Annotated in this window: 15 protein-coding genes and 1 pseudogene; 11 read left to right on the top strand and 5 right to left on the bottom strand. The window is 72.0% G+C overall.

Going from position 1 to position 21640, the window contains the following annotated elements; genetic code table 11:
- The first annotated feature begins 145 nt into the window (after positions 1-145).
- From AB0C76_RS31260 to AB0C76_RS31235, 6 genes and pseudogenes are all read left to right on the top strand, one after another.
- Complete coding sequence (locus tag AB0C76_RS31260) at positions 146-1384, top strand: cytochrome P450 (RefSeq protein WP_359972039.1); 1239 nt, start codon at positions 146-148, stop codon at positions 1382-1384.
- The gene (locus AB0C76_RS31255; RefSeq protein WP_359972037.1) at positions 1381-1923 is read left to right on the top strand and encodes an SMI1/KNR4 family protein; all 543 of its coding nucleotides are present in this window, start codon (positions 1381-1383) and stop codon (positions 1921-1923) included. Before AB0C76_RS31260 ends, AB0C76_RS31255 begins: the two co-directional genes overlap by 4 nt.
- Positions 1924-1927: 4 nt before the next feature.
- Positions 1928-2395 carry a GNAT family N-acetyltransferase gene (locus tag AB0C76_RS31250; protein ID WP_359972035.1) on the top strand — a complete coding sequence of 156 codons (468 nt, stop codon included), beginning with the start codon at positions 1928-1930 and terminating at the stop codon, positions 2393-2395.
- Between the two features lie 166 nt (positions 2396-2561).
- Positions 2562-3449, top strand: coding sequence for a TIGR03619 family F420-dependent LLM class oxidoreductase (locus tag AB0C76_RS31245; protein WP_359972033.1), 888 nt, complete (start codon positions 2562-2564; stop codon positions 3447-3449).
- 145 nt (positions 3450-3594) lie between these two features.
- Positions 3595-3712: pseudogene (locus tag AB0C76_RS31240) on the top strand (transcriptional regulator); the annotation flags it as partial.
- A 139-nt stretch (positions 3713-3851) separates the two neighbouring features.
- Positions 3852-4739 carry a polysaccharide lyase family 7 protein gene (locus AB0C76_RS31235; protein WP_359972032.1) on the top strand — a complete coding sequence of 296 codons (888 nt, stop codon included), beginning with the start codon at positions 3852-3854 and terminating at the stop codon, positions 4737-4739.
- A 154-nt stretch (positions 4740-4893) separates the two neighbouring features.
- On the opposite strand, the gene AB0C76_RS31230 is transcribed toward AB0C76_RS31235, so the two are convergent.
- From AB0C76_RS31230 to AB0C76_RS31210, 5 genes are all read right to left on the bottom strand, one after another.
- Positions 4894-5136 (bottom strand): hypothetical protein, encoded by a 243-nt coding sequence (locus AB0C76_RS31230; RefSeq protein WP_359972030.1) that lies wholly within the window; start codon positions 5134-5136, stop codon positions 4894-4896.
- 81 nt (positions 5137-5217) lie between these two features.
- Positions 5218-5763 carry a hypothetical protein gene (locus AB0C76_RS31225; RefSeq protein ID WP_359972028.1) on the bottom strand — a complete coding sequence of 182 codons (546 nt, stop codon included), beginning with the start codon at positions 5761-5763 and terminating at the stop codon, positions 5218-5220.
- A 146-nt stretch (positions 5764-5909) separates the two neighbouring features.
- Positions 5910-10091, bottom strand: a complete 4182-nt coding sequence (locus AB0C76_RS31220; protein ID WP_359972026.1) for an NEW3 domain-containing protein — start codon at positions 10089-10091, stop codon at positions 5910-5912.
- Between the two features lie 33 nt (positions 10092-10124).
- A complete protein-coding gene (locus AB0C76_RS31215) occupies positions 10125-12566 on the bottom strand; it encodes a discoidin domain-containing protein (RefSeq protein ID WP_359972024.1) in 2442 nt (813 codons plus the stop codon).
- 156 nt (positions 12567-12722) lie between these two features.
- On the bottom strand, positions 12723-13814 hold the full coding sequence (locus tag AB0C76_RS31210; RefSeq protein WP_359972022.1) for a LacI family DNA-binding transcriptional regulator: 1092 nt from the start codon (positions 13812-13814) through the stop codon (positions 12723-12725).
- A 163-nt stretch (positions 13815-13977) separates the two neighbouring features.
- On the opposite strand from AB0C76_RS31210, the gene AB0C76_RS31205 reads away from it, so the two are divergent.
- The 5 genes from AB0C76_RS31205 to AB0C76_RS31185 all read left to right on the top strand — a co-directional run bounded on the left by AB0C76_RS31205 (position 13978) and on the right by AB0C76_RS31185 (position 21468).
- Positions 13978-15267 carry a sugar ABC transporter substrate-binding protein gene (locus tag AB0C76_RS31205; RefSeq protein WP_359972020.1) on the top strand — a complete coding sequence of 430 codons (1290 nt, stop codon included), beginning with the start codon at positions 13978-13980 and terminating at the stop codon, positions 15265-15267.
- An 86-nt stretch (positions 15268-15353) separates the two neighbouring features.
- Positions 15354-16226 (top strand): sugar ABC transporter permease, encoded by an 873-nt coding sequence (locus AB0C76_RS31200; protein WP_359972018.1) that lies wholly within the window; start codon positions 15354-15356, stop codon positions 16224-16226.
- 6 nt (positions 16227-16232) lie between these two features.
- Positions 16233-17087: a carbohydrate ABC transporter permease gene (locus tag AB0C76_RS31195; protein ID WP_359972016.1), complete on the top strand. Its 855-nt coding sequence runs from the start codon at positions 16233-16235 to the stop codon at positions 17085-17087.
- Between the two features lie 37 nt (positions 17088-17124).
- On the top strand, positions 17125-18390 hold the full coding sequence (locus AB0C76_RS31190; RefSeq protein WP_359972014.1) for a glycosyl hydrolase: 1266 nt from the start codon (positions 17125-17127) through the stop codon (positions 18388-18390).
- A 36-nt stretch (positions 18391-18426) separates the two neighbouring features.
- Positions 18427-21468: a glycoside hydrolase family 38 C-terminal domain-containing protein gene (locus AB0C76_RS31185; protein WP_359972012.1), complete on the top strand. Its 3042-nt coding sequence runs from the start codon at positions 18427-18429 to the stop codon at positions 21466-21468.
- Positions 21469-21640: the final 172 nt, after the last annotated feature.

Below are 21640 nucleotides of genomic sequence, written 5' to 3'. Positions count from 1 at the left end.
AGGGGGACGGACCGCGGCGCAGCCGCGTGCGGTGATGGCGAGAGCTGGAGGCCGGATCCCGTCATCATTCCGTGACCACCACCGCCTGCCATAGAGTTCCGTTCGGATCCGACGGACCGACAGCCGCCGCACCGAGGAGCAGCCCGTGGCCACCGAAGCGCCTTCCGTTCCCGAGCTTCCTGTCGCGGCCGTCGAGCAGTGGCGGGCCTCCGGAGCCGACCTCGTCGAGTTGCTCGCGCGGGCGCGGCGGGAGGTCGGGGGGATCGCCGCGGTGCCGCTCGGGGGCGAGCGGGCGACCGTGCTGGTGACGGATCCGGCGGGCGTGCAGCACGTGCTCGGGCGGCATCCGGACCGGTACGTGAAGCGCTCGCACCGGGCGCGGATGCTCGTCGGGGACGGCGTGCTGTCCGCCACCGGCGACGCGTGGAAGCGTCAACGACGGCTGTTGCAGTCGCAGTTCACCGGGACGGGCATGCGCCGGCACGAGCAGCGGATCGCCGAGGCGGCGCGGCGGACGGCCGACCGGTGGGCGCGGTACGCCCGCACCGGCGAGACCTTCGACGTCGGCGAGGAGATGCGGCGCTTCGCCCTCGACACGGTGTGGCGGGCCCTCACCGGGCACGAGATGGATGACGCGACCGGCCACGAACTCCGCTCGGTGGAACGCGTGGTGGCCGCGATGCCGACCCTTCCCACCGACGCGGCCGACGCCCGCGACACGGTGGCCGAGGACCTCGCCCGGATCGACGCGATCGCGCAGGCCGCCATCGACGCGGCGCGCACGACCCACGACTCCCCCGGCGTCCTGCGTGATCTCCTCGAAGCGTCGTCCCAACACCACGAGTACACCGATCAGTTGATCCGCGACGAACTCGTCACCCTCATCGTCGCCGGTCACGAGACCACCGCCACCACCCTCACCTGGCTGTACCTCCTCCTCGACCGCCACCCCGAGGCCCGCACGGCCGCCCCCCAGGCACTCGTCAGCGAGACCCTGCGCCTCTACCCGTCCGCCTGGATGCTCCCCCGGCACGCCATCGAGGACGACGTCCTCGCCGGCCACCACATCGCGGCGGGAACGGACGTCCTCGTCTGCCCGTACCTCACCCACCGGGATCCTTCGCTCTGGCCCGACCCGGAGCGCTTCGACCCCAGCCGCTTCACCACCACCGGGACCCGACCCGCCCACCTCGCCGCCTACTACCCCTTCGGCCTCGGCGCCCGCGCCTGCCTCGGCACCCAGTTCGCCCTCCGCGAGACCACCGCCCTGCTCGAACTCCTGCTCCCTGCACACGACTTGTCGTTCCACTCCACCCCCACCCGCGCCGCCTACAGCATCACCGTCCGCCCGGACGGCCCCACGCCCGCGGTGCTGCTCAAGTGACCTGGGACGCCTCAGGGGTGCGCACCCGCCTCGCCGCCATGGCCGACGCCGACCCCGAACGCCGCCGCTTCGGCTCCGGCCACCACCAGTACCGGCTGCGTCCCCCGCTGGCACCGGATGCAGTCCAGGCATTCGAAGGGCAACACGGCGTACACCTCCCCTCCTCCTATCGCCGGTTCCTTCTGGACGTCGCCGACGGCGGAGCCGGCCCGGACTACGGCGTCGTGGGCCTGACGGAGGACATCGACGAGGAGGACGCCATCCACGACGTCCGCGAGGACGACCTGCGTCCCGGCGTCCTGGCCACACCGTTCACCGGACACGGCCCGCACGCGGTCGCGGGAAGCCTGGTCATCGCGGAGGGCGGCTGCGGCATGTGGTCCCGCCTCGTCGTCACCGGCCCGGACGCGGGCCAGGTGTGGCACGACGACCCCGACTGGGGCGGCCTCACCCCGGGCCCGGACTTCCACGACTGGTACGAGGCCTGGCTCGCCCCCGCAAAATCCCCTGGCGACGCGTGCCCGCACCAACCACGATGACCGCATGACCAAGATCCGCACCGCCACCGCCGACGACGCCGCCCTCCTCGCGCGGCTCAACGACCACGTCCACGCCCTGCACGTCGAACACCGCCCCGACCTCTTCACCCCGTCCCCCGACGCGGCGGCCCACTTCGAGGAACAGATCGCCGCTCCCGCCGTCACCGTCTTCATCGCCGAGTCGGCGGACGGCACGGCCGTCGGCTACGCGGTCGCCCGCATCGTCCACTGGCCGGGCAACACCTTCGCCGTCCCCGACGACGTCGTCTACCTCGACCAGCTCGCCGTCTCCCCCGACGCCGCCCGCACCGGCATCGGCTCGGCCCTCCTCGACGCGGTCCGCGCCCACGGCCGCACCGCAGGCTGCCGCCGCCTGACCACCGCCGTCTGGCACTTCAACACCCCTGCCCGAGCCTTCTACGAGTCCGCCGGCCTCGCCCCGATGAACCAGCAGATGGACCAGCTGCTGTAGGGCCGGCCGGCCCGCCGAGCCCGCCAGTCGGGGCTCTCGGCCAGGCTCGACGGGAACTGTGCTGCTTTAGGTGGATGAACCGACGCCGTTGGGGAGTTGACTGTCCCGTCAGGCGGTTCCGAAGCCGTCCTGCCACTTCCGGACCGCCACCGAAAGGCTTCGCCTCATGTCTCTGCTGCGCCTCGGAGTCTCCCTTCAGCCGCGCTGGCCCATCGAGGACGGAACCTCCGTGCTCCGGGCCGCCGCGCATGCCGAGCAACTGGGCTTCGACCACGTGGCGGTCGGTAACCGCCTCTTGGACAGCGGATCCGGCCTCGACACCGATCCTCTCGTCCTGCTCTCCGCGATCGCCGGTGCAACGACACGCCTGCGGTTGCTGACCTCCGTGCTCGTCGCGCCGTACTACCCGGCGCTCGTGCTCGCGAACCAGGCCGCCACCCTGGACGTCGTATCCGGCGGCCGCCTGGTCCTGGGAATCGGTACTGGTTGGAACCCTGACGAGTTCGAAGCCGTCGGCGTACCCTCCCGGGAACGAGGCGCCCGCACCGATGACCATCTCGCCGCCGCCAAGGCCCTGTGGACGACCCGGCCCGCTGACTTCGACGGGCCGTTCACGAAGCTGCGCGCCGCCCACCTCGGAGTGCCGCCGGTCACGCGTGGTGGCCCGCCGGTATGGGTCGGCGGCCACAGCGACGCCGCCTTGCGCCGCGCGCTGCGCTTCGGCGACGGCTGGTACGGCACTGGCGCCGATGCCGCGGAACTCACCGACGTGAAGAACCGCTTGCGCGGACTCGCCAGCACCGAAGAGCAGGCCGAACGTCTGACGCTCGCTTCGGCCGCCTTCCTCACGCCACCCGGAATCCCCGCGGCCGTCCCGGCTCCAGGACAGCCACTCGGCGGCAGTTCGCCCACCGCAGCGAGTGTCGCTGAAGCCCTCGGAAAGCTCACTGAGGCCGGACTCACGGTCTCCACCCTGTGGGTGCCCGTTGCAGCCGAGCACATGGAGAAGGCGATGGACTGGATCGCGTCCGAGGTCATGCCACAGCTCGCCTGACACCGGACCTCGCCCGGTTCGACCGGACTGCCGCGACGAAAGGGCCTCCGCCCCAGCGGAGGCCTCCCACCGAACGTGAGCACCCGCTCCGGGAAACGCTCCGGGTCGACACGCAGGGCGGTCGCACCGGGTCTCGCTCGCCGCGCTCGGCGCGACGCTGATCGATCCGATCCACACGCTGACCGAGTGGGCGAGGGCGAACGGCGACGCGGTACTCGATGCGCTGGACGCCGGGTCCCGAGCCTGACGCCCCTGGCAACTGACGCTCCCGCCAGGAGATTGATCGCCCTGAGCCGGATGGCGGTCGGCGTTCTCGTGGAAAATCCGTGGTCGGACGCCGCCTTACCTTGGGTTATGGTTCCGGCTGCCAGGTCTCAACGAGCGCTCAGAACAGGGATCCCCATGGTGGACGGCCGAAGCACTGCGACCCGCGCCCTGGCGATAGCCGGTGCCCTGCTGCTGAGCGGCTGCGCCTCCTCCGGCGGTCACCACCCCAAGGCCTCCGCCGCCTCCGCACCCGCCGCGCCGGGCGTCTGCGTGACGGCTGTGCCCGCGCCGGCTGCCACGGCGGCGGTCGCACCGGCGGTCGCACCGGTGGACCTGAGCGCCTGGACGCTGGTGCTGCCCACCGCCAAGCCCGGCGATCCGTCCGTGGCCGAGCAGCTCACCCCGGCCCGGCTCACCGACCCGTACCTCACCCAAGGACCGGGCGGCAGACTGGACTTCTGGGCCCCCGCGGGCGGCGCCACCACCGCCCACTCGCTGCACTCCCGCACGGAGCTGTCCGCGCCCCGGAGGTTCGCCCCGGGTACCGCCTGCCACCACCTGACCGAGAGCCTGGCGATCACCCGACTGCCGGACGTCTCGCACAAGATCACCGTCGGCCAGCTGCACGGTGCCGGTGCCGACGAGGCCGCACCCTTCGTCATGCTGGCCGTCCAGGGGGACAGCGTCGACGTGGCCATGGAGACCGTGCCCAAACCGCAGGGCTCGGTCGGGTCGGCGCCGGCGGGCGAGAAGATCCTGAAGTACCACCTGCTCAGCGGGGTGCGGCTGGGGACGCCGTTCGGCTACACCATCGCCGACAACGGCAATGGCTCGCTGACCTTCGCCGGCGACTGCGCCGGCACTCCCGGCTGCCAGGCCTCCCCGCCGGTCACCGCCCCCGTCCCGCCCGCCTGGACAGGGCGCAGCGTGCACTTCATGGCGGGCGACTACGAGCAGGACGACGCCGCGACCTCGCACACCGGCGGCGGCCGGCTCACCTGCTACGCGCTCACCACCGACTGACGATTCATCTGAGCACTGTGCCAACTGCGGCACCACGCCGGCGAGTAGCTGCCCACCACCGCCCGGGTGTCCCAACGAGCCGGTGTCCTCTGCCCGCCACGCTCGGAGGCGAGCACGGCGGGCCGGGCCGGTCCCTCGGGAGGGAGTCCGCCGCTCAGCGCGCGGCCGCACGCACCTGTGGGCTGATGGAACGCTCGGCCTGCTCGGCGTCCTTGAGGTAGGTGTCGACCTTCGCGTTGTCCGCCTCGTTCAGCGCGAGGCCGCCTTCACCCTGCCAGCCGCCCGGTCCGGGGGCGCCGGCCGGCTCGGCGCCGGCGGTGGCAGCGCCGCCCAGGCTCAGCGTGGCGACGAGCGCGGTCGTGGCGGCGACGCGTGAGAGCGTATTGATCAGGTGCATCCGGAGTCTCCCGACGGGGAACGGCCGACAGAACTGAGTCGCCTGGCCCAACGAGCCACCGACTGCGCGGCAACGGGCCGGTCAGTGACGGTGGTGGTTGTCGGGCTGGGCCGGATCGCCGGGGTGTTCCAGGCCTTCTACGAGGGTGAGGCGGGCTGCCCGTTCTCCGTCCAGCCAGCGGGTGAAGGCGACGCGGCGGGCGGCGTCGTGGACGGTGGCGGTGGTGTCGGGGCCGGGAGCGCTGGGTTCTTCGGAGAGCAGGGTGGCAGTCCAGGTTCCGACGGTGACCCACTCGCCCCTCCGGGACTTCCGCAGGGCTTCGGCGAGGGCCCGCGGGAGCGTTTCCGGGGCCGCCTCGCACTCGCCGTCCGGGAGGGTCAGGTGCCACACCACGGACGGCGGGCGGGTCGTCATCTCACGGTAGTGGGCCAGTTCGTGCTCCGTCGGCTCGACGCCCGCCGTGACGGCCTCGTAGACCGCCCGCACGGCGGCGCTGCCTTCGTAGGCGGCCGCCGTGATCGAGCCGAACTCGACGGCCGCCTGCTGGTCCAGGTGCACGGGGGCATCCGCTTCGACGGCGAGGTTGCGTTCGGCGGCCACCGCCTCGCACAGAGCCTCGGTCAGCATCACCTGGGCTACCCACCTCGTGAGCTGACGGTCCTCTGGGCTTCCAGGCCGTGGGAGAGCCGTCGAGCGGGGGCCCTTGCGCAGGGCGGCGAGGCGGCGGTCGAGGCCCGTGCGGGGGATCGGGCGGCCGTCGAGCAAGCCAAGCGTCACCGGCGGACCTCCAGGGCGACGGTCGGGCTGTACTGGCAGCGGCCGAACCACATCACCTTGGCCAGCGCCCAGTAGGCGCCGGGGTCGGCGTCCTCGGGGGTGGCGACGGCGAACGGGACCGTGGAGCACTCGCCGGCCGCGACCGTGAATCCCCGGACGGGCGCCGCGATCGCTTCCCAGGTGCCCCACGGTGAGACCACTTGCAGCTCGCCCCGGATCTCGCTCCGGGTGCGGTTCGTCAGCGTCAGGGTGAAGTTCGTCCGGCCGCCGGGGGTGAGAACGAGGGCCGCGGAGGAGACGGCGACGTCCAGGCCCGTGGCCCGGCCGCTCGTCGCCTTCGTGCCCTGGGCGGCCACCCACTCCTCGGGGGTGTCCCCCGGGACGGGCAGCAGGTCGGGCAGGTCACCGACGGCGATCGTCACCACGTCCTCGACCTGCTGGCCGCCGTGCTCCAGCCGCACGGCGGCGAAGTACAGGCCCGGCGGGACGTCCGCAGGCGGGGTGAGCGTCACCGGGAACCGCAGGTGGCCGCCCGCCTCCAGGCGGTACGGGCGGCTGCCGACGCTCGTCCGCCAACCCTCCGGCGGCAGGACCACGGCCGTGCCCTCGACCGCAGCGTCGCGGAGGTGGGAGGAGAGGACCGCAGAGACCGGCACCGGCTCCCCCGCCGTCCGCAGCAGGCCGGGCGAGACCCCCACCGACACCGGCAGGTAGCCGAGTGGTGCCGGGCCCCGGTTGTGCAGCCAGTAGCGGGCGTGCACGGGCTGGGCGGCTTCCGCCTCCGGGCCGAGGGCGGGACCCTCCGGGGGCGACGAGACGGTGGGGGCCGCCAGCAGTGTCACGATCCGCGAGCCGGAGAGGCCGAGGTCGGCCGGGCCGACCGGGCGTTCCAGCAGGTCCGCCTGCCGCAGCCGGCCGAGGCCCAGCGCGCCGCCGAGCGTCACCGTCCGTCCGAAGCCCGTCGACTCCACCAGACGGACGGTGAGTTCCGAACCCGACGGCAGCGCCGAGCCGTGCGCGATCGGGTTGCCCGCCGGCTTCAGCGCGCTCAGCAGCACCTCCCGCTGCGGCTCGACGCGCAGCCACGACAGGGTGGACGGCAGCGGGCCTTCCTGCGCGGGCACAACGCGGCCGTACAGCGGGTGGTTGAACTCCTGCCCCTGTGCGGGCAGCGCCTGCGCGCGCCAGTCGCCGGCTCCCCCGACCAGCGCGTAGCCGAACTCATGGGTCCAGTGCTGGAGTTGGAACGAAGCACCATCGGGAAGCGCGCGCCGGGGCGGATCGATCCAGACGCCGGACGGCCAGCCGGTGCAGGAGCGCATCAGGGAGAGGTGCAGCGCGCCGGTCGTGTCCACCGCGAAGCCCGGCAGGCCGTAGCTCAGCAACGCGACCGTGTGGTCCGCCAGTTGGGCGTCAGGATCACGAACGGGGCAGACGACCTCGATCCGCGCGTCCGCCAGGTCCTCCGTCAGTCCGGCCGGGTCCGTGACGACGAGCGCCGGGAGCGCCCGCAGGTCCCGCAGGTCCGCTCCGGGCTGCCACACCTCCGCAAGCGGCGAGGCCGCCGGCACCCACACCGCGCCGTGCGCCTTGAGCGCGCTCGCGTACTCCTCGCCCGCCCGTTGGATCAGATCCCTTGCCACGGTGTTGACTTCCGGACCACCCACGACGATCCGGAAGTCCGGCAGGTTGGAGTCCACGTCCAGCCAGCCGTACCGGGCCCAGTCGGCGCCCGAGGTGGTGGCCGTGACGCCGACCCGGGCGAGCGCCACGACGAGATCGCGGACGCCGGCGGCCGCGTCCAGCGCCGGCACGACGACCTCCGCCACGCCCAACGCCCGCTCGCCCAGGACCGACCCCGCCGGGTCGCGGAGCACCGCGCGTGCCGTGGCGCCGAGGCCGAACCAGGTGTTGGCCGGGTTGTCGAGCGTCCACGGCGCCTCCGCGGAGTCGACGTCGGGCATCGCGAAGCCCCGCCCGACGACCGCGCCCGCGACCTCGCTGACCGGCAGCGCGCCGAGGAGGTCGACGGGGAAGCGCAGTCGCAGCAAGCGGTCGGCACCGGAGTGGTCGACCACCCGGGTCCGGCAGTCGACCCGGTCGAGCCCGTGCCACAGCGTGACCGTCTGCTCGTAGCGGACGGCGTCCGCGGAGCCCGCGATCACCAGCCGCTCCCCGAGCGGTCCGACCTCCCGCCGGACGACGGCCGCCCCCGCGCCCGACCCGACCACCGGCCCCTTGGGCAGGAGGTGCCAGGGGCCTTCGCCGAAGTCGGGGTGCTGCGGGTACTCCTCGTAGACGCGCAGCTCGTTCCCGATCGCGCCGTCGCGGATCAACTCCCTTTCGTGCAGCAGGTCGTAGACCGAGGCGAGACCGCCACCGCGCGCAGGATCGGCCCGGACCCGGTACCGCCCGTTGGCGATCGTCCACCCGTCCTCGGCCGTCCAGGCCGCGCCCGGCTCGCTCGACGGCACCAGTCGCCACGTGCGCCATCCCAGCGCGGGAACGTCCGCCGCCAGGAACCGCAGCGTCCCCCGGTCGACGACGCTCGGCACCTCCGCACCGAGCGGGTCGAGCACCCGTACCGCGCGAACGTCAGGAGGCAGCCGAACGGCGACCAGATCCGTGCGGTCGAACGAGAGCGTGTTCGTGACGACCACCCCGAAACCGGTCCCCCCAAGGGAGATCCGGGACGTCAGCGCGTCCAGCGCCGCGTCCCGCACCTCCGCCGCGAGGTCGTGCGCCTCCCGCCAGCCGCCGAGCAGGTCGAGGTAGACCTGGTCGGACTCGGAGCCGGTGATCGCGTCGTGGTGGGCGCCGTAGGCGAGGTGGCGCCACACCTTGTCCATCGCCGCCGACGGGTAGCGGCCGAGCCCGTGGACGGATGCCAGCGTGGCCAGCTTCTCCGCGTCCACGGCCGCGACCTCGCCCGCGCGCTGGGCCTGCTTGGTGTCGATGTACGAGACGTCCTTGCCGGTGTAGACCGGGTTCATGTCCCGCGACTGCGGGCCCACCCGCCGCCCCTCGAGATCCAGCTCCGCCCGGACGGCGTCGAGGAAGTCCCTCGGCGTCCCGCACACGAAGCGCGGCCACAGGTACTTGGCGGCCCAGGAGCGGTGGATCGCGGTGACCCACTTGTTGGGCGGGGTGTAGTCCGTGCCGACGGGCAGCAGCAGGTTCCGCGTCGCGCCGACGGGCTTGAGCTTGCGGTACAGGTCGTACACGGCCCCTTCGGCGGTGGCGAGGTCCGGGGAGGAGTCCATCCACCAGCCGGCCGAGTAGTGGTGGGGCATGTAGTGGGTGAGGACGCCGTCGCCGCTCGGGGAGATCCACTCGAACTCGCTCGGGAACTGCATCACCCGGGCGTCATCCTTGCCCTCGCGGAAGTTCTTCTGGATCGGGCCCCACTGGTGGAACGGCCCGCGCGCCCAGGCGCTGCCGGTGAGGCCGGCCGCGGCCAGGTGCCCGGGGAACTGCGGGTCGTGCCCGAACACGTCCAGCTGCCACGCGGTCCGCGGATCGCCGCCGAGGATGTCGCGCTGGTAGCCGATGCCGTACACGATGTTGCGGATGGTCGTCTCGGCGCCGGTGAGGTTGGTGTTCGGCTCGTTGTAGGTGCCGCCGACCAGCTCGACCTGGCCGCGCGCCAGCAGCGCCCGGAGCTCCGCCCGTCGCTCGGGGTGCTGGTCGAAGTACGGCTTCAGGTAGTCGACTTCGGCGAGGACGAACTTGTAGACCGGGTCGCGCAGCGCGAGGTCCAGGTGCGCGTCGACGAGGGCGAAGCCGTTGCGCTCCCACAGCGGGCGGGTGGTCGCGTCGGCGGAGAGCAGTTCCCAGGGGGAGGTGTAGGCGGCCTGGGTGTTCCACCAGACCGGGTCGTAGTGGAAGTGCGGGACGAGGAACATCGTCCAGCCGGGCTCGGCGACCTCGACGACGGCTTCGGCCTCGCAGTCCCCGGCCGTCACGGTGACCGGCAGCCGGGCCCCGACGGCGGCGCCGGTGATCTCCAGCGGGACTTCGACCTCCCCCGTACCGGCCGCCTCGCCGCGCACGCCGGGACCGCTGACGGCGATCCGGGCGGTGGCGCCCTCGACGGTGACGCGCAGCAACTGGCGCGGGGCGTCCTCGGGGCCCACGAACAGGTCGGTGCTCTCGACGGCGGTGATGGTGACCGGCACGGGGAGGGTCCTTTCGACGGCGAGCAAGGAGGGCTACTTGCCCCAGGCCTCGAACTCGTAGATGCGGGCGGCCGGATCGGAGTCCTGGGTCGGCTTGGTGACGACCAGCCGGACGTAGCGGGCGGTGGTGTTCACCGTGTGGGTGGTCGTGCCCGCCGTGTTGCCGGTGACGTTCGCGACCGTCGTCCACGGGTCGGTGGTGGTGGAGCGCACCTGGATCGAGAAGTCCCGGGTGTTGTAGGACGCGCTCTCACCACCCGCCGACGCGTGCTCGACCACGAACTTCGACAGCTGCTTCGCCGAACCGAGGTCCACCTGGAGCCACTTGGCGGAGGTCAGGGTGCACCACTTGTCGCTCGTGCCACCGTTCACGCTGCCGTTGACGGCCTTCGCCGGCCCCTCGTTGGCGTTGCACTGGCCGGACGCGGTGGCGGGCCGGTGGAGCGCCAGGTCGCTGCCGGAGGGCGCGGCCGTCCAGGCCACCGTGGTGGACGCGGCCGTCGAGCGGCCGTACGTCGTCGAGACGGCCTCGACGTCGAGGACCGTACCGTCCTCGCTGCCCGACCGGTCCAATTTGCCGACGAAATAGGCGTCGTTGGGCGTGGCACCGAGGAACGTCCGGGTGCCGTCGGCGTTGCGCCGGTACACCTCGTAGTGGTGGACGTTGCCGCCGGGCGCCGCCGTCCACGAGAGCCGCAGGGACTGGCTGGCGCCGACCACGACGTCGCTCGCGCCGAGGACGGTGAGTCGCGAGGGCGCGGCCGGAGACTCCACCGAGCCGTCGTACACCGCGAGTTGGCCGATCCGGACGTCGTACGCGGGGTCGGATCCTTCAGCCCGGAGTCCGATCTGGGCGATCGTGCGGCCCGCGTACGGAGAGAGGTCGAGGGTGTGCCTTTCCCAGCCCGTACCGGTGTTGGCGCCCAGGTCGAGCGCGGTGAAGCTGTCGGGCGCGTCGGTGAAGGAGACCACGGCCCTGAGCTTGGTCGGCCCGGCGGCCGGGGTCTTCACGACCGCCGACAGCCGCGTGTTCGCCGCGACGGGCAGGCTGGTCTGGTACAGCCGCACGGTGTTGACGGAGTCGAGGGTGCCGGTGAGGCGCAGCGAGGAGCCGCCCTGGTAGGCGTCGGTGAAGTCGACGGACGGGGTGAGCCTGCTGCCGTCGGAGTCGACGACCCAGCGGTAGGTGGGCGGGACGTCCTGGAGGGAGAGGTTGTTCCAGCCGCCGGTGGCCACGCGGATGCCGCCGGCGTTGTAGAAGTCCCCCTGCCCGGTGTCGAAGTTGGTGACGAACGGCTTGGCCGTGACGGGTGAGGACTCGGCGACGTAACCGGCGAGGCCGGGCCAGCCGTCGGAGGGGTTGGTGTTGGAGGGGTCGGCGTTGGCGCCGACCCAGTAGCGGGAGTCCTTGGCGTAGAAGTCGTTGCGGTCGGTGGCGGACTTCCAGGTCCACTCGGGGCGGTAGAGGCCGAGCGAGGTGGTGTGCGGCCTGTCGGCGGGGAAGAGCGTGTTCCAGTCGACACTCGTGTTGTAGCCGTTGGCCTCGGTGTCGATGCCGGAGTAGAGCTCGTACTCGCTGCGGCCGAGCTGCCGGGCCAGCGTGCGGGAGGAGTCCAGACCCGACGGCGTCCAGCCGAAGTTGAGGAACATCGAGTCCGAGGTGCGCTTGGAACCGTCCTGCAGGAAGGGCGAGTTCGCGGACGTGAGCGCGTTCTGCCAGTCGACGGCGCCGGAGGTGGTCATGGCGTCGTACCACATGAAGTCGGTGCCGCTGTTCCGCGCCTCGGTGTACTGCATCAGGTCGCGCAACTGACCGGCGAGGGCCGGATCACCGCCTCCGGTCTCCTGGTTGACGAACCAGCCGTCGAAGCCGTAGTACTGGGCGGCCTGGACGAGCTTGTCGGCGACGGGGTAGCGGTCGCCGGACTTCTGGACGAAGTCGCGCACCCACTGGAGCCGGCCGCCGTAGGCCGCGGGCGGGAAGAAGACGGTGCCGTAGACCTTGACGCCGTTGCGGTGGGCCGCGTCGATGACGGTCGGGTTGGGGGCGAGGATGAGGCCCTCACCCGCCGAGCCGCCCCAGAAGACGAGCTTGTCGACGTACTGCCAGTAGCCGAAGGCGTAGTAGTTGGGGTCGGCGGAGCCCTGGGAGGGGTTGTTCGAGGTCGGGGCGAAGGAGACCAGGGAGGCGATCTTCCCTTGTCCCGCACGGGCGTTGGGGTTGGCGGCGAGGGACGGGTCGCTGGTGCGCGGCTGGAGGGGGACGCGGGAGCGGTTGAAGCGGGCGTCGGGGTCGGTGGACGGGTCCCAGTTGAGGATGGTGCCGGGATACCAGTACGACGCGTAGGGCTGGTTGCCGGCCGCGGCGGCCCTCACGGGCTGGGGTGCGGCGGGCGAGGCGTGGGCGGCGGGCACGACGCCCAGCGCGGCGGCGGCGAGCGCGGCGCTGAGCAGCAGGGGGAGACGTCTGGACATGCGGACTCCGATCGAGCGGAGGAGGGTGGGGGCGGGCCCACCGGCGCGGCGGGCCCGGTGCATGCGGGTGTGACGATGCGCATCGGAGGAGGTGCCGGCGATCGGCTGACGGTACGCAATCAACCGGCAGTGCCGGAGCCCCTCGGCGCAGCGAGGCTAAACCGGTTCAGAACCGCTGTCAACGACTCGCGCAACAACCGCCCCCGCGGGTGAACTGCCCGGCCCCTGGTGCGGAGCCGGCGGCGCCGTCGACTCCCGGACGGTCAGCCGCGGCGTCGGCATCTGGAGGTCCCGCCCGGGCCCGGCCTCGTCCAGGGCCTCCAGCAGACTGCGCGCCACCTGCTCCCCGAGGGCGAAGGTGTCCCGACTGAGCGCGGTGAGCGGCGGGTGGACGATCCGGGCGAGCACCGAGTCGTCGAAGGAGACGATGGACAGCTCGCCCGGCACCGCGACCCCCATCTCCCCCGCGACGCCCAGCCCGGCCACCGCCATCACGTCGCTGTCGTAGACGATCGCGCTGGGCCGTCGGGCGCGCGAGAGCAGCGTGCGGGTGGCCGCGGCGCCCTCGGCGTCGCTGAAGTCGGTCGGCACCGAGACCGCCTCCTCCAGCCCGAGCCGGCGCGAGGCGTCGCGCAGGGCGCGGATCCGCCGCTGGGTGTGCTGGAAGTGCGGGAGCCCGGCGAGGTGGGCGATCCTGCGGTGCCCGATGGCGGCCAGGTAGTCGACGATGGAGAGCATCGCCTCCCGGTCGTCGGCCCAGATCCGCAGCTGGCCGCCGCCCTTGCCGGGCCCGCCCAGGACGACGGCGGGCAGCCCGAGCTCGTCCAGCACGGGCAGCCGCGGGTCGCGGGTCTGCAGGTCGACGACGATGAAGCCGTCGACGCGGTGCTCGGAGGCCCAGCGCCGGTAGACCCCGATCTCGGCGGCGGTGTCCTCGACGACCATCAGGTGCAGCGCGACCGAGCTGGCCGAGAGCACCGCCTGGAGCCCGGAGAGCAGCTGGCTGAAGAACGGCTCGACCCCGATGGTGCGGGCGGGCCGGGCGATCACCAGGCCGACGGCGTCGGCCCGGGCGCCGCCGAGGGCGCGGGCGGCGCTGTGCGGCCGCCAGTTCATCTCCTCGGCGACCCGCAGGATCCGGGCCCTGGTCGCCTCGCTCACGCCGGGTCGCCCGTTGAGCGCGAAGGACACCGCGCCCTTGGAGACACCGGCCTGCCGGGCGATGTCGGCGATCGTCGGTCTGCCCACGGGACCCGACTCCTCTCTTGACATCCAAGTTTAGGCGGGAGCATAGTCCCTGGCATAGCTAGACCGGTTTAGTAAGTCAGGTTCTGAATTCCCGCGCAATCCCCCTGCGTACGCACAACTGAGCAGCATCCCCCACCCACCCCCCTGGACCGGGAGACCCTCAATGCGAAGAATCTGGGCGGCACTGACGACAACGGCGGTCACCGCCGCCGCACTCACCGGCTGCGGACTCGGCTCCGGCGACAGCAAGAACGGCGACAGCGTGGCCAGTGCGGCCGCGACCGGCGAGGTCAAGGGCAAGGTCTCGCTGCAGACCTGGGCGCTCAAGCCGAAGTTCACCGACTACATGCAGGGCGTGATCGACGGCTTCAAGAAGAAGTACCCGGGCGTCGAGGTCGACTGGCTCGACCAGCCCGGCGACGGCTACTCCAACAAGGTGCTCAGCCAGGCCGCCGCGGGCGACCTCCCCGACGTGGTCAACCTCCCCCCGGACTTCGCCCTCCCGCTGGCGAAGAAGGACCTCCTCCTCGACGTCTCCAAGGCCGACCCGAAGCTCGCCGACGAGTACGTCAGCGGCGGCGTCGACGCCTACCGCTTCGCCGGCCAGGATGGCGTCTACGGCTACCCGTGGTACCTCAACACCGATGTGAACTACTGGAGTTCCGACCTCCTCACGCAGAACGGCCTGGACCCGAAGAAGCTCCCCGCCAACCTGGACGAACTCATCGCCCAGGCCCGCGTCATGAAGGACAGGTCCGGCGGCAAGGCCTACCTGATGAGCCGCAAGCCGGGCATCGGCGACCTCTACAACGCCGGTGTGAAGATCATGGCCGACGACGGCAAGTCCTTCACCTTCAACACCCCCGAGGCCGCCGCACTGCTCGACAAGTACCGCGACGCCTTCAAGGAGGGCCTGCTGCCCAACGACGTCCTCACCAACACCTACGCGGGCAACAGCAAGCTCTTCAACTCCGGCACCGCGGCCTGGACCACCGCCGGCGCCAACTACATCACCTCGCTCGCCACCGACAACCCGACGCTCGCCCCCAAGGTCGTCCCGTCCGCCGCGTTCAACACGCCGCCGCTGTACGTCCAGGGCGTGTCCATCCCGAAGAGCACCAAGAACCCGGCCGCCGCGGTGGCCCTGGCCCGCTGGCTCACCAGCCCCGAGAACCAGGCCGGACTGGCCCACCTGACCAGCGTCTTCCCGTCCACCAAGGCCTCCGCGAACGACCCGTTCTTCAGCAAGGGCGACGGCACCAACGCGGGCGACGCCAAGGTGATCGCCTTCGCCTCGCTCGCCAAGGCGAAGCTCATCCAGCCCGTCGTGATCGACGACGCGATGAGCACGGTCATCAACCAGCAGATCGCCCTGGCGATCAGCGGGCAGGCGAGCTCCAAGCAGGCGCTCGACTCCGCGGTCCAGCAGTGCGACAAGCTGCTCAAGGGCTGATCCCGCGGCCCCGGACGGCGGGCGCCCCCACCCCGCCGCCCCCCGGGAACGACCGCACCGCCCCCAGGCCCCAGGAAGGCATCCGCATGACCCACCGGCGCTGGTTCACCCCCTGGCTGCTCGCCGGGCCCGCGATACTCTGGCTGGCCGTCTTCAACCTGTGGCCGGCCGTCAACACGGTGATCCTGTCCTTCACCAACGCCAAGCCCCTGGGCGGCGGCCAGTTCACCGGCCTGGAGAACTACGGACGCCTCCTCGACGACGAGCAGCTCGCCGACGCCCTGCTCAACAGCATCGTCTTCATGCTGGTCTGCCTCCCCCTCCTGACGGTCCTGCCGCTGCTGCTCGCCCTCCTCGTCCAGCGGAAGGTCCCCGGCATCACCTTCTTCCGCACCGCCTTCTACACGCCCGTCATCGCCTCCGCCGTCGTCGTCGCGCTGATCTGGGGCTGGGTGCTGGACGACCGCGGGCTCGTCAACGGCGTCCTCCAGCAGAGCGGACTCACCGACACCCCCGTCACCTTCCTCACCGACCGCTGGCTCCTCCTCTTCAGCGCCATCGCCCTGACCACGTGGAAGGGCCTCGGCTACTACATGGTCATCTACCTGTCCGCCCTCGCCAACGTGCCGCGCGAGCTGCACGAGGCCGCCGCCGTCGACGGCGCGAGCCCGCTGCGCCGGCTGTGGCACGTCACGCTCCCCGGCGTGCGGCCGACGGTCATGCTCGTCTCCGTGCTCATCTCGGTCAGCTCCCTGCGCGTCTTCTCCGAGCTGTACGTGCTCTCCAACGGCCAGGGCGGCCCCGGCGGCCGGGACATGTCCGTGGTGATGCTCATCCAGATGTACAGCCGCGGCTTCACCGGCCACCTCGGCTACGCCTCCGCGCTCAGCCTGCTGCTGTTCGTCATCACGCTCGGCCCGATGCTGCTCCTGACGCGCCTGAACCGGAAGGCGGACTGAACCGCGATGACGCCACGCCGATCCCGGGGTTTCAACACTCCGTCCCCCGCGCAGACCGCCGCACGCTACGCGCTCCTCGTCCTCGTGCTGCTCCTCGTCATCGGCCCGTTCCTGTGGCAGCTGTCCACGTCCCTCAAGGGCCCGGGCGAGGACGTCTACACGCGCACGCCGGACTTCCTGCCCGAGGACCTCACCTTCGGCAACTACGGGAAGGTCGCCGACACCATCCCGGTGTGGACCTACGCCCTCAACTCCGTGATCGTGGCCGCGATCTGCATCGCGGGCAACGTCGTCGGCTGCACCCTCGCCGGCTACGCGCTCGCCCGGCTGCGGTTCCGCGGCGCCAAGCTGGTGTTCGGCCTGTTCCTCGCCACGCTCGTGCTGCCCGGCGAGGTGACGATCGTCTCCCAGTACGTGCTCGTGCGCAGCCTCGGCCTCGCCGACAGCCTGGTCGGCGTCGCGTTGCCCGGCGCGCTCGCGATGCTCAACGTGCTGCTGATGCGGACGGCGTTCGCCGCCGTGCCCGCCGAACTCGACCAGGCCGCCCTGGTCGACGGCGCCACCGTGTGGCAGCGGCTGTGGCACGTCGGCCTGCCGAACGTGCGCGGCATGCTCAGCGTGATCGTCATCTTCACGTTCATCGGCGCCTGGGACGACTTCCTGTGGCCGCTGATCGTGCTCAACGACCCGCAGAAGTACACGCTCACCGTCGGCCTCCAGTACCTCAACGGCACGTTCTCCGCGAACCCCCGGCTGATCGCGGCCGGCACGATGATCGCCTTCCTGCCGATCGTCGCGGTGTTCGCCGTCTGCCAGCGCTTCTTCTTCAAGGGCGTCGAGGAGGGTGCCGTCAAGGGCTAGGGCTGGCCCCACCGTCCCGTCTACTCGTCGAGGATCCATGACCACCGCTCCGAACGTCCCCCGCTTCGGCGTCAACTACACCCCCACCACGGGGTGGTTCCACCACTGGCTCGACTTCGACCTCGACGCCGTCCGCGCCGACCTCGACTCGGTCGCCGCGCTCGGCCTCGACCACGTCCGCGTGTTCCCGCTCTGGCCGCTCTTCCAGCCCAACCGCACGCTCATCCGCCCGCGCGCCGTCGAGCAGCTCGCCGCGCTCGTGGACGCCGCCGGGGAGCGCGGGCTGGACGTCGCCGTGGACGGCCTCCAGGGCCACCTCTCCAGCTTCGACTTCCTGCCGTCCTGGACCCAGACCTGGCACCGGCGGAACGTCTTCACCGACCCCGACGTCCTCGACGGCCAGGCCGCCTACCTGCGCACCCTCGCCGAGGCGCTGCGCGAGAAGCCCAACTTCCTCGGCCTGACGCTCGGCAACGAGATCAACCAGTTCTCCGGCGACCCGCACCCCGACCCCGACCGGATCACCCCCGAGCAGGCCGGCGCGTGGCTGCGCCGCATGCTCGCCGCGTGCGAGGAGGGCGCGCCCGGCCGGCTCCACCTGCACGCCTCCTACGACGCCGCCTACTACCTCGACGGGCACCCCTTCACGCCGTGGCACTCGGCACGGATCGGCGCGGCCACGGCCGTGCACTCGTGGGTGTTCAACGGCACCGCCCAGCGCTACGGCGCCGGGTCCACCGCGACCGCGCAGCACGCCGCCTACCTGGTCGAGCTCGCCAAGGCCTGGGCGGACGACCCGGCGCGCCCGGTCTGGCTCCAGGAGGTCGGCGCCCCCGCCCCGCACATCGCCCCGGAGGACGCCGCCCGCTTCACCGGCGCGACCGTCGAGGCCGTCCTGGACTGCCCGGACCTGTGGGGCGTCACCTGGTGGTGCTCGCACGACGTCGACCGCTCGCTCGCCGACTTCCCCGAGCTGGAGTACGGCCTCGGCCTGTTGACCACGGACCGGACGGTCAAGCCGGCCGGCGCCCGGCTCGCCGAGGCCGCCGCCGAGGCGCGCCGCGCGTGGCAGCCGCCCAAGCCGCGGACGACGGCGGTGGTGATCGCCGCCGGCGACGAGGTCACGGCGCCGGGGCGCTCGGTCTGCGCCCCCGGCGGCTCCGCCTTCGAGGCGTTCATGCACCTCACCGAGGCGGGCGCCCGCCCGACCACCGTCCTCGCCGAGCACGCCGAGGACCACGCGCACCTGGCCGCCCGCGGAATCACCGAGGTGGTACACCCCGACGACGTACGTTCTCTCTGAGCCGTCCTCACCAGCAACGCAACGGAGCCTGCCGACATGCACGATGACCGCACCCTGGTCGAGTCCCGCCTCAAGCGCGTCCTCGACGAGCGCATCCGTCCCGCCGTGTATCCCGAGTCCGTCCCGCTGACCGTCACCATCTGGACGGCGCCCGGCGAGCCCGTCCCGGTCGCCGAGGGCCTGGCCGCGCCGCGCTCCCCGATCGCGGTCGGCGACGCCTGGGGCGCGCCGTGGGGCACCAGCTGGCTCACCGTGACCGGCACGGTGCCGCAGGCGTGGGCCGGACGGACGGTCGAGGCGCTGATCGACCTCGGCTTCGACGCCAACATGCCCGGATTCCAGTGCGAGGGCCTCGTCTACCGCCCGGACGGCACGCCGGTGAAGGGCCTCAACCCGCAGAACCAGTGGGTTCGCGTGGCCTCCCCGGCAGCCGGCGGCGAGCCGGTCCTCCTGCACGTGGAAGCGGCGTCCAACCCGGTCATCCTCGACTACCACCCTTTCCTGCCGACCGAGTTGGGCGACAAGGAGACGGCCGGCGACCGGCCGCAGTACAAGCTCGCCCGGATGGACCTCGCCGTCTTCGACGAGACGGTGTGGCAACTGGTGATCGACCTGGAGGTCCTCGGCGAGCTGATGGCCGAACTGCCGGTCGAGGGCGCCCGCCGCTGGGAGATCCTGCGCGCCGTGGAACGAGCACTGGACGCACTCGACCTCCAGGACATCAACGCCACCGCAACACAGGCCCGTTCGGAACTGGAAGGCGTCCTTTCCGCCCCCGCCGCCCCGTCCGCCCACCGGATCAGCGCGATCGGCCACGCCCACATCGACTCCGCCTGGCTGTGGCCGCTGCGCGAGACGGTCCGGAAGGTGGCCCGCACCACCGCCAACATGACCGCGCTGCTGGAGGACGAGCCCGACTTCCTCTACACCATGTCCCAGGCGCAGCAGTTCGCGTGGATCAAGGAGCACCGCCCCGAGGTGTACGCACGCGTGCGCAAGGCCGTGGCCGACGGGCGGTTCGTGCCGGCCGGCGGCATGTGGGTCGAGTCCGACACCAACATGCCGAGCTCGGAGGCGATGGCTCGCCAGTTCGTCCACGGAAAACGCTTCTTCCTGGACGAGTTCGGGGTGGAGAACCACGAGGCCTGGCTGCCCGACACGTTCGGCTTCACCGGCGGCCTGCCGCAGATCATCCGCAACGCGGGCTCCACGTGGCTGCTGACGCAGAAGATCTCGTGGAGCCAGGTCAACAAGTTCCCGCACCACACCTTCCTGTGGGAGGGGATCGACGGGACGAGGATCTTCACCCACTTCCCGCCCGTGGACACCTACAACTGCTCGATGAAGGGCAGCGAAATCGCCCACGCCGCACGCAACTTCAAGGACAAGGGGGTGGCCAGGCACTCGCTCGCGCCGACCGGCTGGGGTGACGGCGGTGGCGGCACGACGCGCGAGATGGTCGCCAAGGCCGCACGGCTGAAGGACCTGGAGGGCTCGGCGACGGTCCGCTGGGAACGGCCGGCCGAGTTCTTCGCGAGGGCCGAGGCCGAGTACCCGAGCCCGCCGGTATGGGTCGGCGAGCTGTACCTGGAACTGCACCGGGCCACGCTCACCAGCCAGGCGAGGACCAAGCAGGGCAACCGGCGCAGCGAGAACCTCCTGCGCGAGGCCGAACTCTGGTGCACCACGGCGACGTTGCGGACCGGCGCCGCGTACCCGTACGAGGAGCTGGACCGGATCTGGAAGACGGTGCTGCTGCACCAGTTCCACGACATCCTGCCCGGCTCGTCCATCGCCTGGGTGCACCGCGAGGCCGAGGCGACGTACGCGGCGCTGGCCACCGAACTGGAAGCACTCGTCGGCCGCGCCCAGCAGGCGCTCGCCGGTGACGCCGCCGGCGGACACGAACTGGTCTTCAACGCGGCACCACACGAACGCTCCTCGGTGCCCGCAGGCGGAGCGGCACCGGCACCGGCCGCACCCGGCACCTGCACCGCAACCGAACGCCCCGGAGGAGGATTCACGCTCCACAACGGCCTGTTGGACGTCGTCATCGACGCCGAAGGCCTGATCGCCTCCGTCACCGAGGTGGCGAGCGGCCGCGAGACCGTCGCCCCCGGCACGAGGGCCAACCTGCTCCAGCTGCACCCCGACTTCCCCAACATGTGGGACGCATGGGACGTCGACCAGTTCTACCGCAACACGGGAACGGACCTCACCGGCGTCGACGCGCTCACCGCCACCACCCACCCGGACCGGGCGACCGTCCGGATCGAGCGCTCCTTCGGCTCGTCCCGCGTCGTCCAGACGCTCACCCTGCGGGCCGGCGCGCAACGCCTCGACATCGACACCGAGGTCGACTGGCACGAGACCGAGAAGTTCCTCAAGGCCGCGTTCCCGCTCGACCTCCACACCGAGCGCTACGCGGCCGAGACCCAGTTCGGCCACCTCTACCGCCCCACCCACACCAACACCAGCTGGGAGGCGGCGAAGTTCGAGGCCTGCAACCACCGTTTCGTCCACCTCGACGAACCCGGATGGGGCGTCGCCCTGGTCACCGCGTCGACCTACGGCCACGACGTCACCCGGACCGTGCGCGACACCGACGGCGGGACGACCACCACCGTCCGCTTCTCGCTGCTGCGCGCCCCTCGCTTCCCCGACCCCAAGACCGACCAGGGCCTGCACCGCTTCCACCACGCCCTCGTCCCCGGCGCGACGATCGCCGACGCGGTCCGCGAGGGCTACCGCATCGGCCTCCCCGAGCGGCGGGTCACCGGCAGCACCACGGAGGTGGCACCACTGGTCGCGCTGGACAACGACGCCATCGTCGTGAGCGCCGTCAAACTCGCCGACGACCGCAGCGGCGACCTGATCGTCCGCGTCTACGAGGCGAACGGAGGCCGCGCGAGGGGCCGCCTGACCACGTCCTTCCCCCTGGCCGGAGCCCAGCCGTGCGACCTGCTGGAACGCCCGTGGGAGGGCACCCGGGGAGACGTGACACTGACCGAGGGCACGGTGGAACTCGCCCTCCGCCCCTTCGAACTGGTCACCCTGCGCCTGAGCACACAAGGCTGACCAGCCACCTCAACCACCCCCTCCCCCGCACCCTCCCAGCCACCTCAACCACCCCCTCCCCCGCACCCTCCCCCCGGCCCCTCCCCCCAGCGAGAGGGTGCGCTGCGGGAGGGGGTGGCGGAGGGGGTGGCCGCGGAGAGGGGCGTGACGGGTGATTTTCAGACTGCCAACG

Origin of the sequence: Kitasatospora sp. NPDC048722, from assembly GCF_040650235.1 — a bacterium.
Lineage (GTDB): Bacteria > Actinomycetota > Actinomycetes > Streptomycetales > Streptomycetaceae > Kitasatospora.
This window is presented reverse-complemented; position numbering and strand designations above follow the sequence as displayed.

Excerpts from the sequence above, each read along its gene's own strand:
- AB0C76_RS31250 (WP_359972035.1), top strand. The coding sequence starts at position 1,928 with ATGACCAAGATCCGCACCGCCACCGCCGACGACGCCGCCCTCCTCGCG.
- AB0C76_RS31245 (WP_359972033.1), top strand. The coding sequence starts at position 2,562 with ATGTCTCTGCTGCGCCTCGGAGTCTCCCTTCAGCCGCGCTGGCCCATC.
- AB0C76_RS31235 (WP_359972032.1), top strand. The coding sequence starts at position 3,852 with ATGGTGGACGGCCGAAGCACTGCGACCCGCGCCCTGGCGATAGCCGGT.
- AB0C76_RS31230 (WP_359972030.1), bottom strand. The coding sequence starts at position 5,136 with ATGCACCTGATCAATACGCTCTCACGCGTCGCCGCCACGACCGCGCTC.
- AB0C76_RS31225 (WP_359972028.1), bottom strand. The coding sequence starts at position 5,763 with ATGCTGACCGAGGCTCTGTGCGAGGCGGTGGCCGCCGAACGCAACCTC.
- AB0C76_RS31215 (WP_359972024.1), bottom strand. The coding sequence starts at position 12,566 with ATGTCCAGACGTCTCCCCCTGCTGCTCAGCGCCGCGCTCGCCGCCGCC.
- AB0C76_RS31205 (WP_359972020.1), top strand. The coding sequence starts at position 13,978 with ATGCGAAGAATCTGGGCGGCACTGACGACAACGGCGGTCACCGCCGCC.
- AB0C76_RS31200 (WP_359972018.1), top strand. The coding sequence starts at position 15,354 with ATGACCCACCGGCGCTGGTTCACCCCCTGGCTGCTCGCCGGGCCCGCG.
- AB0C76_RS31195 (WP_359972016.1), top strand. The coding sequence starts at position 16,233 with ATGACGCCACGCCGATCCCGGGGTTTCAACACTCCGTCCCCCGCGCAG.
- AB0C76_RS31190 (WP_359972014.1), top strand. The coding sequence starts at position 17,125 with ATGACCACCGCTCCGAACGTCCCCCGCTTCGGCGTCAACTACACCCCC.
- AB0C76_RS31185 (WP_359972012.1), top strand. The coding sequence starts at position 18,427 with ATGCACGATGACCGCACCCTGGTCGAGTCCCGCCTCAAGCGCGTCCTC.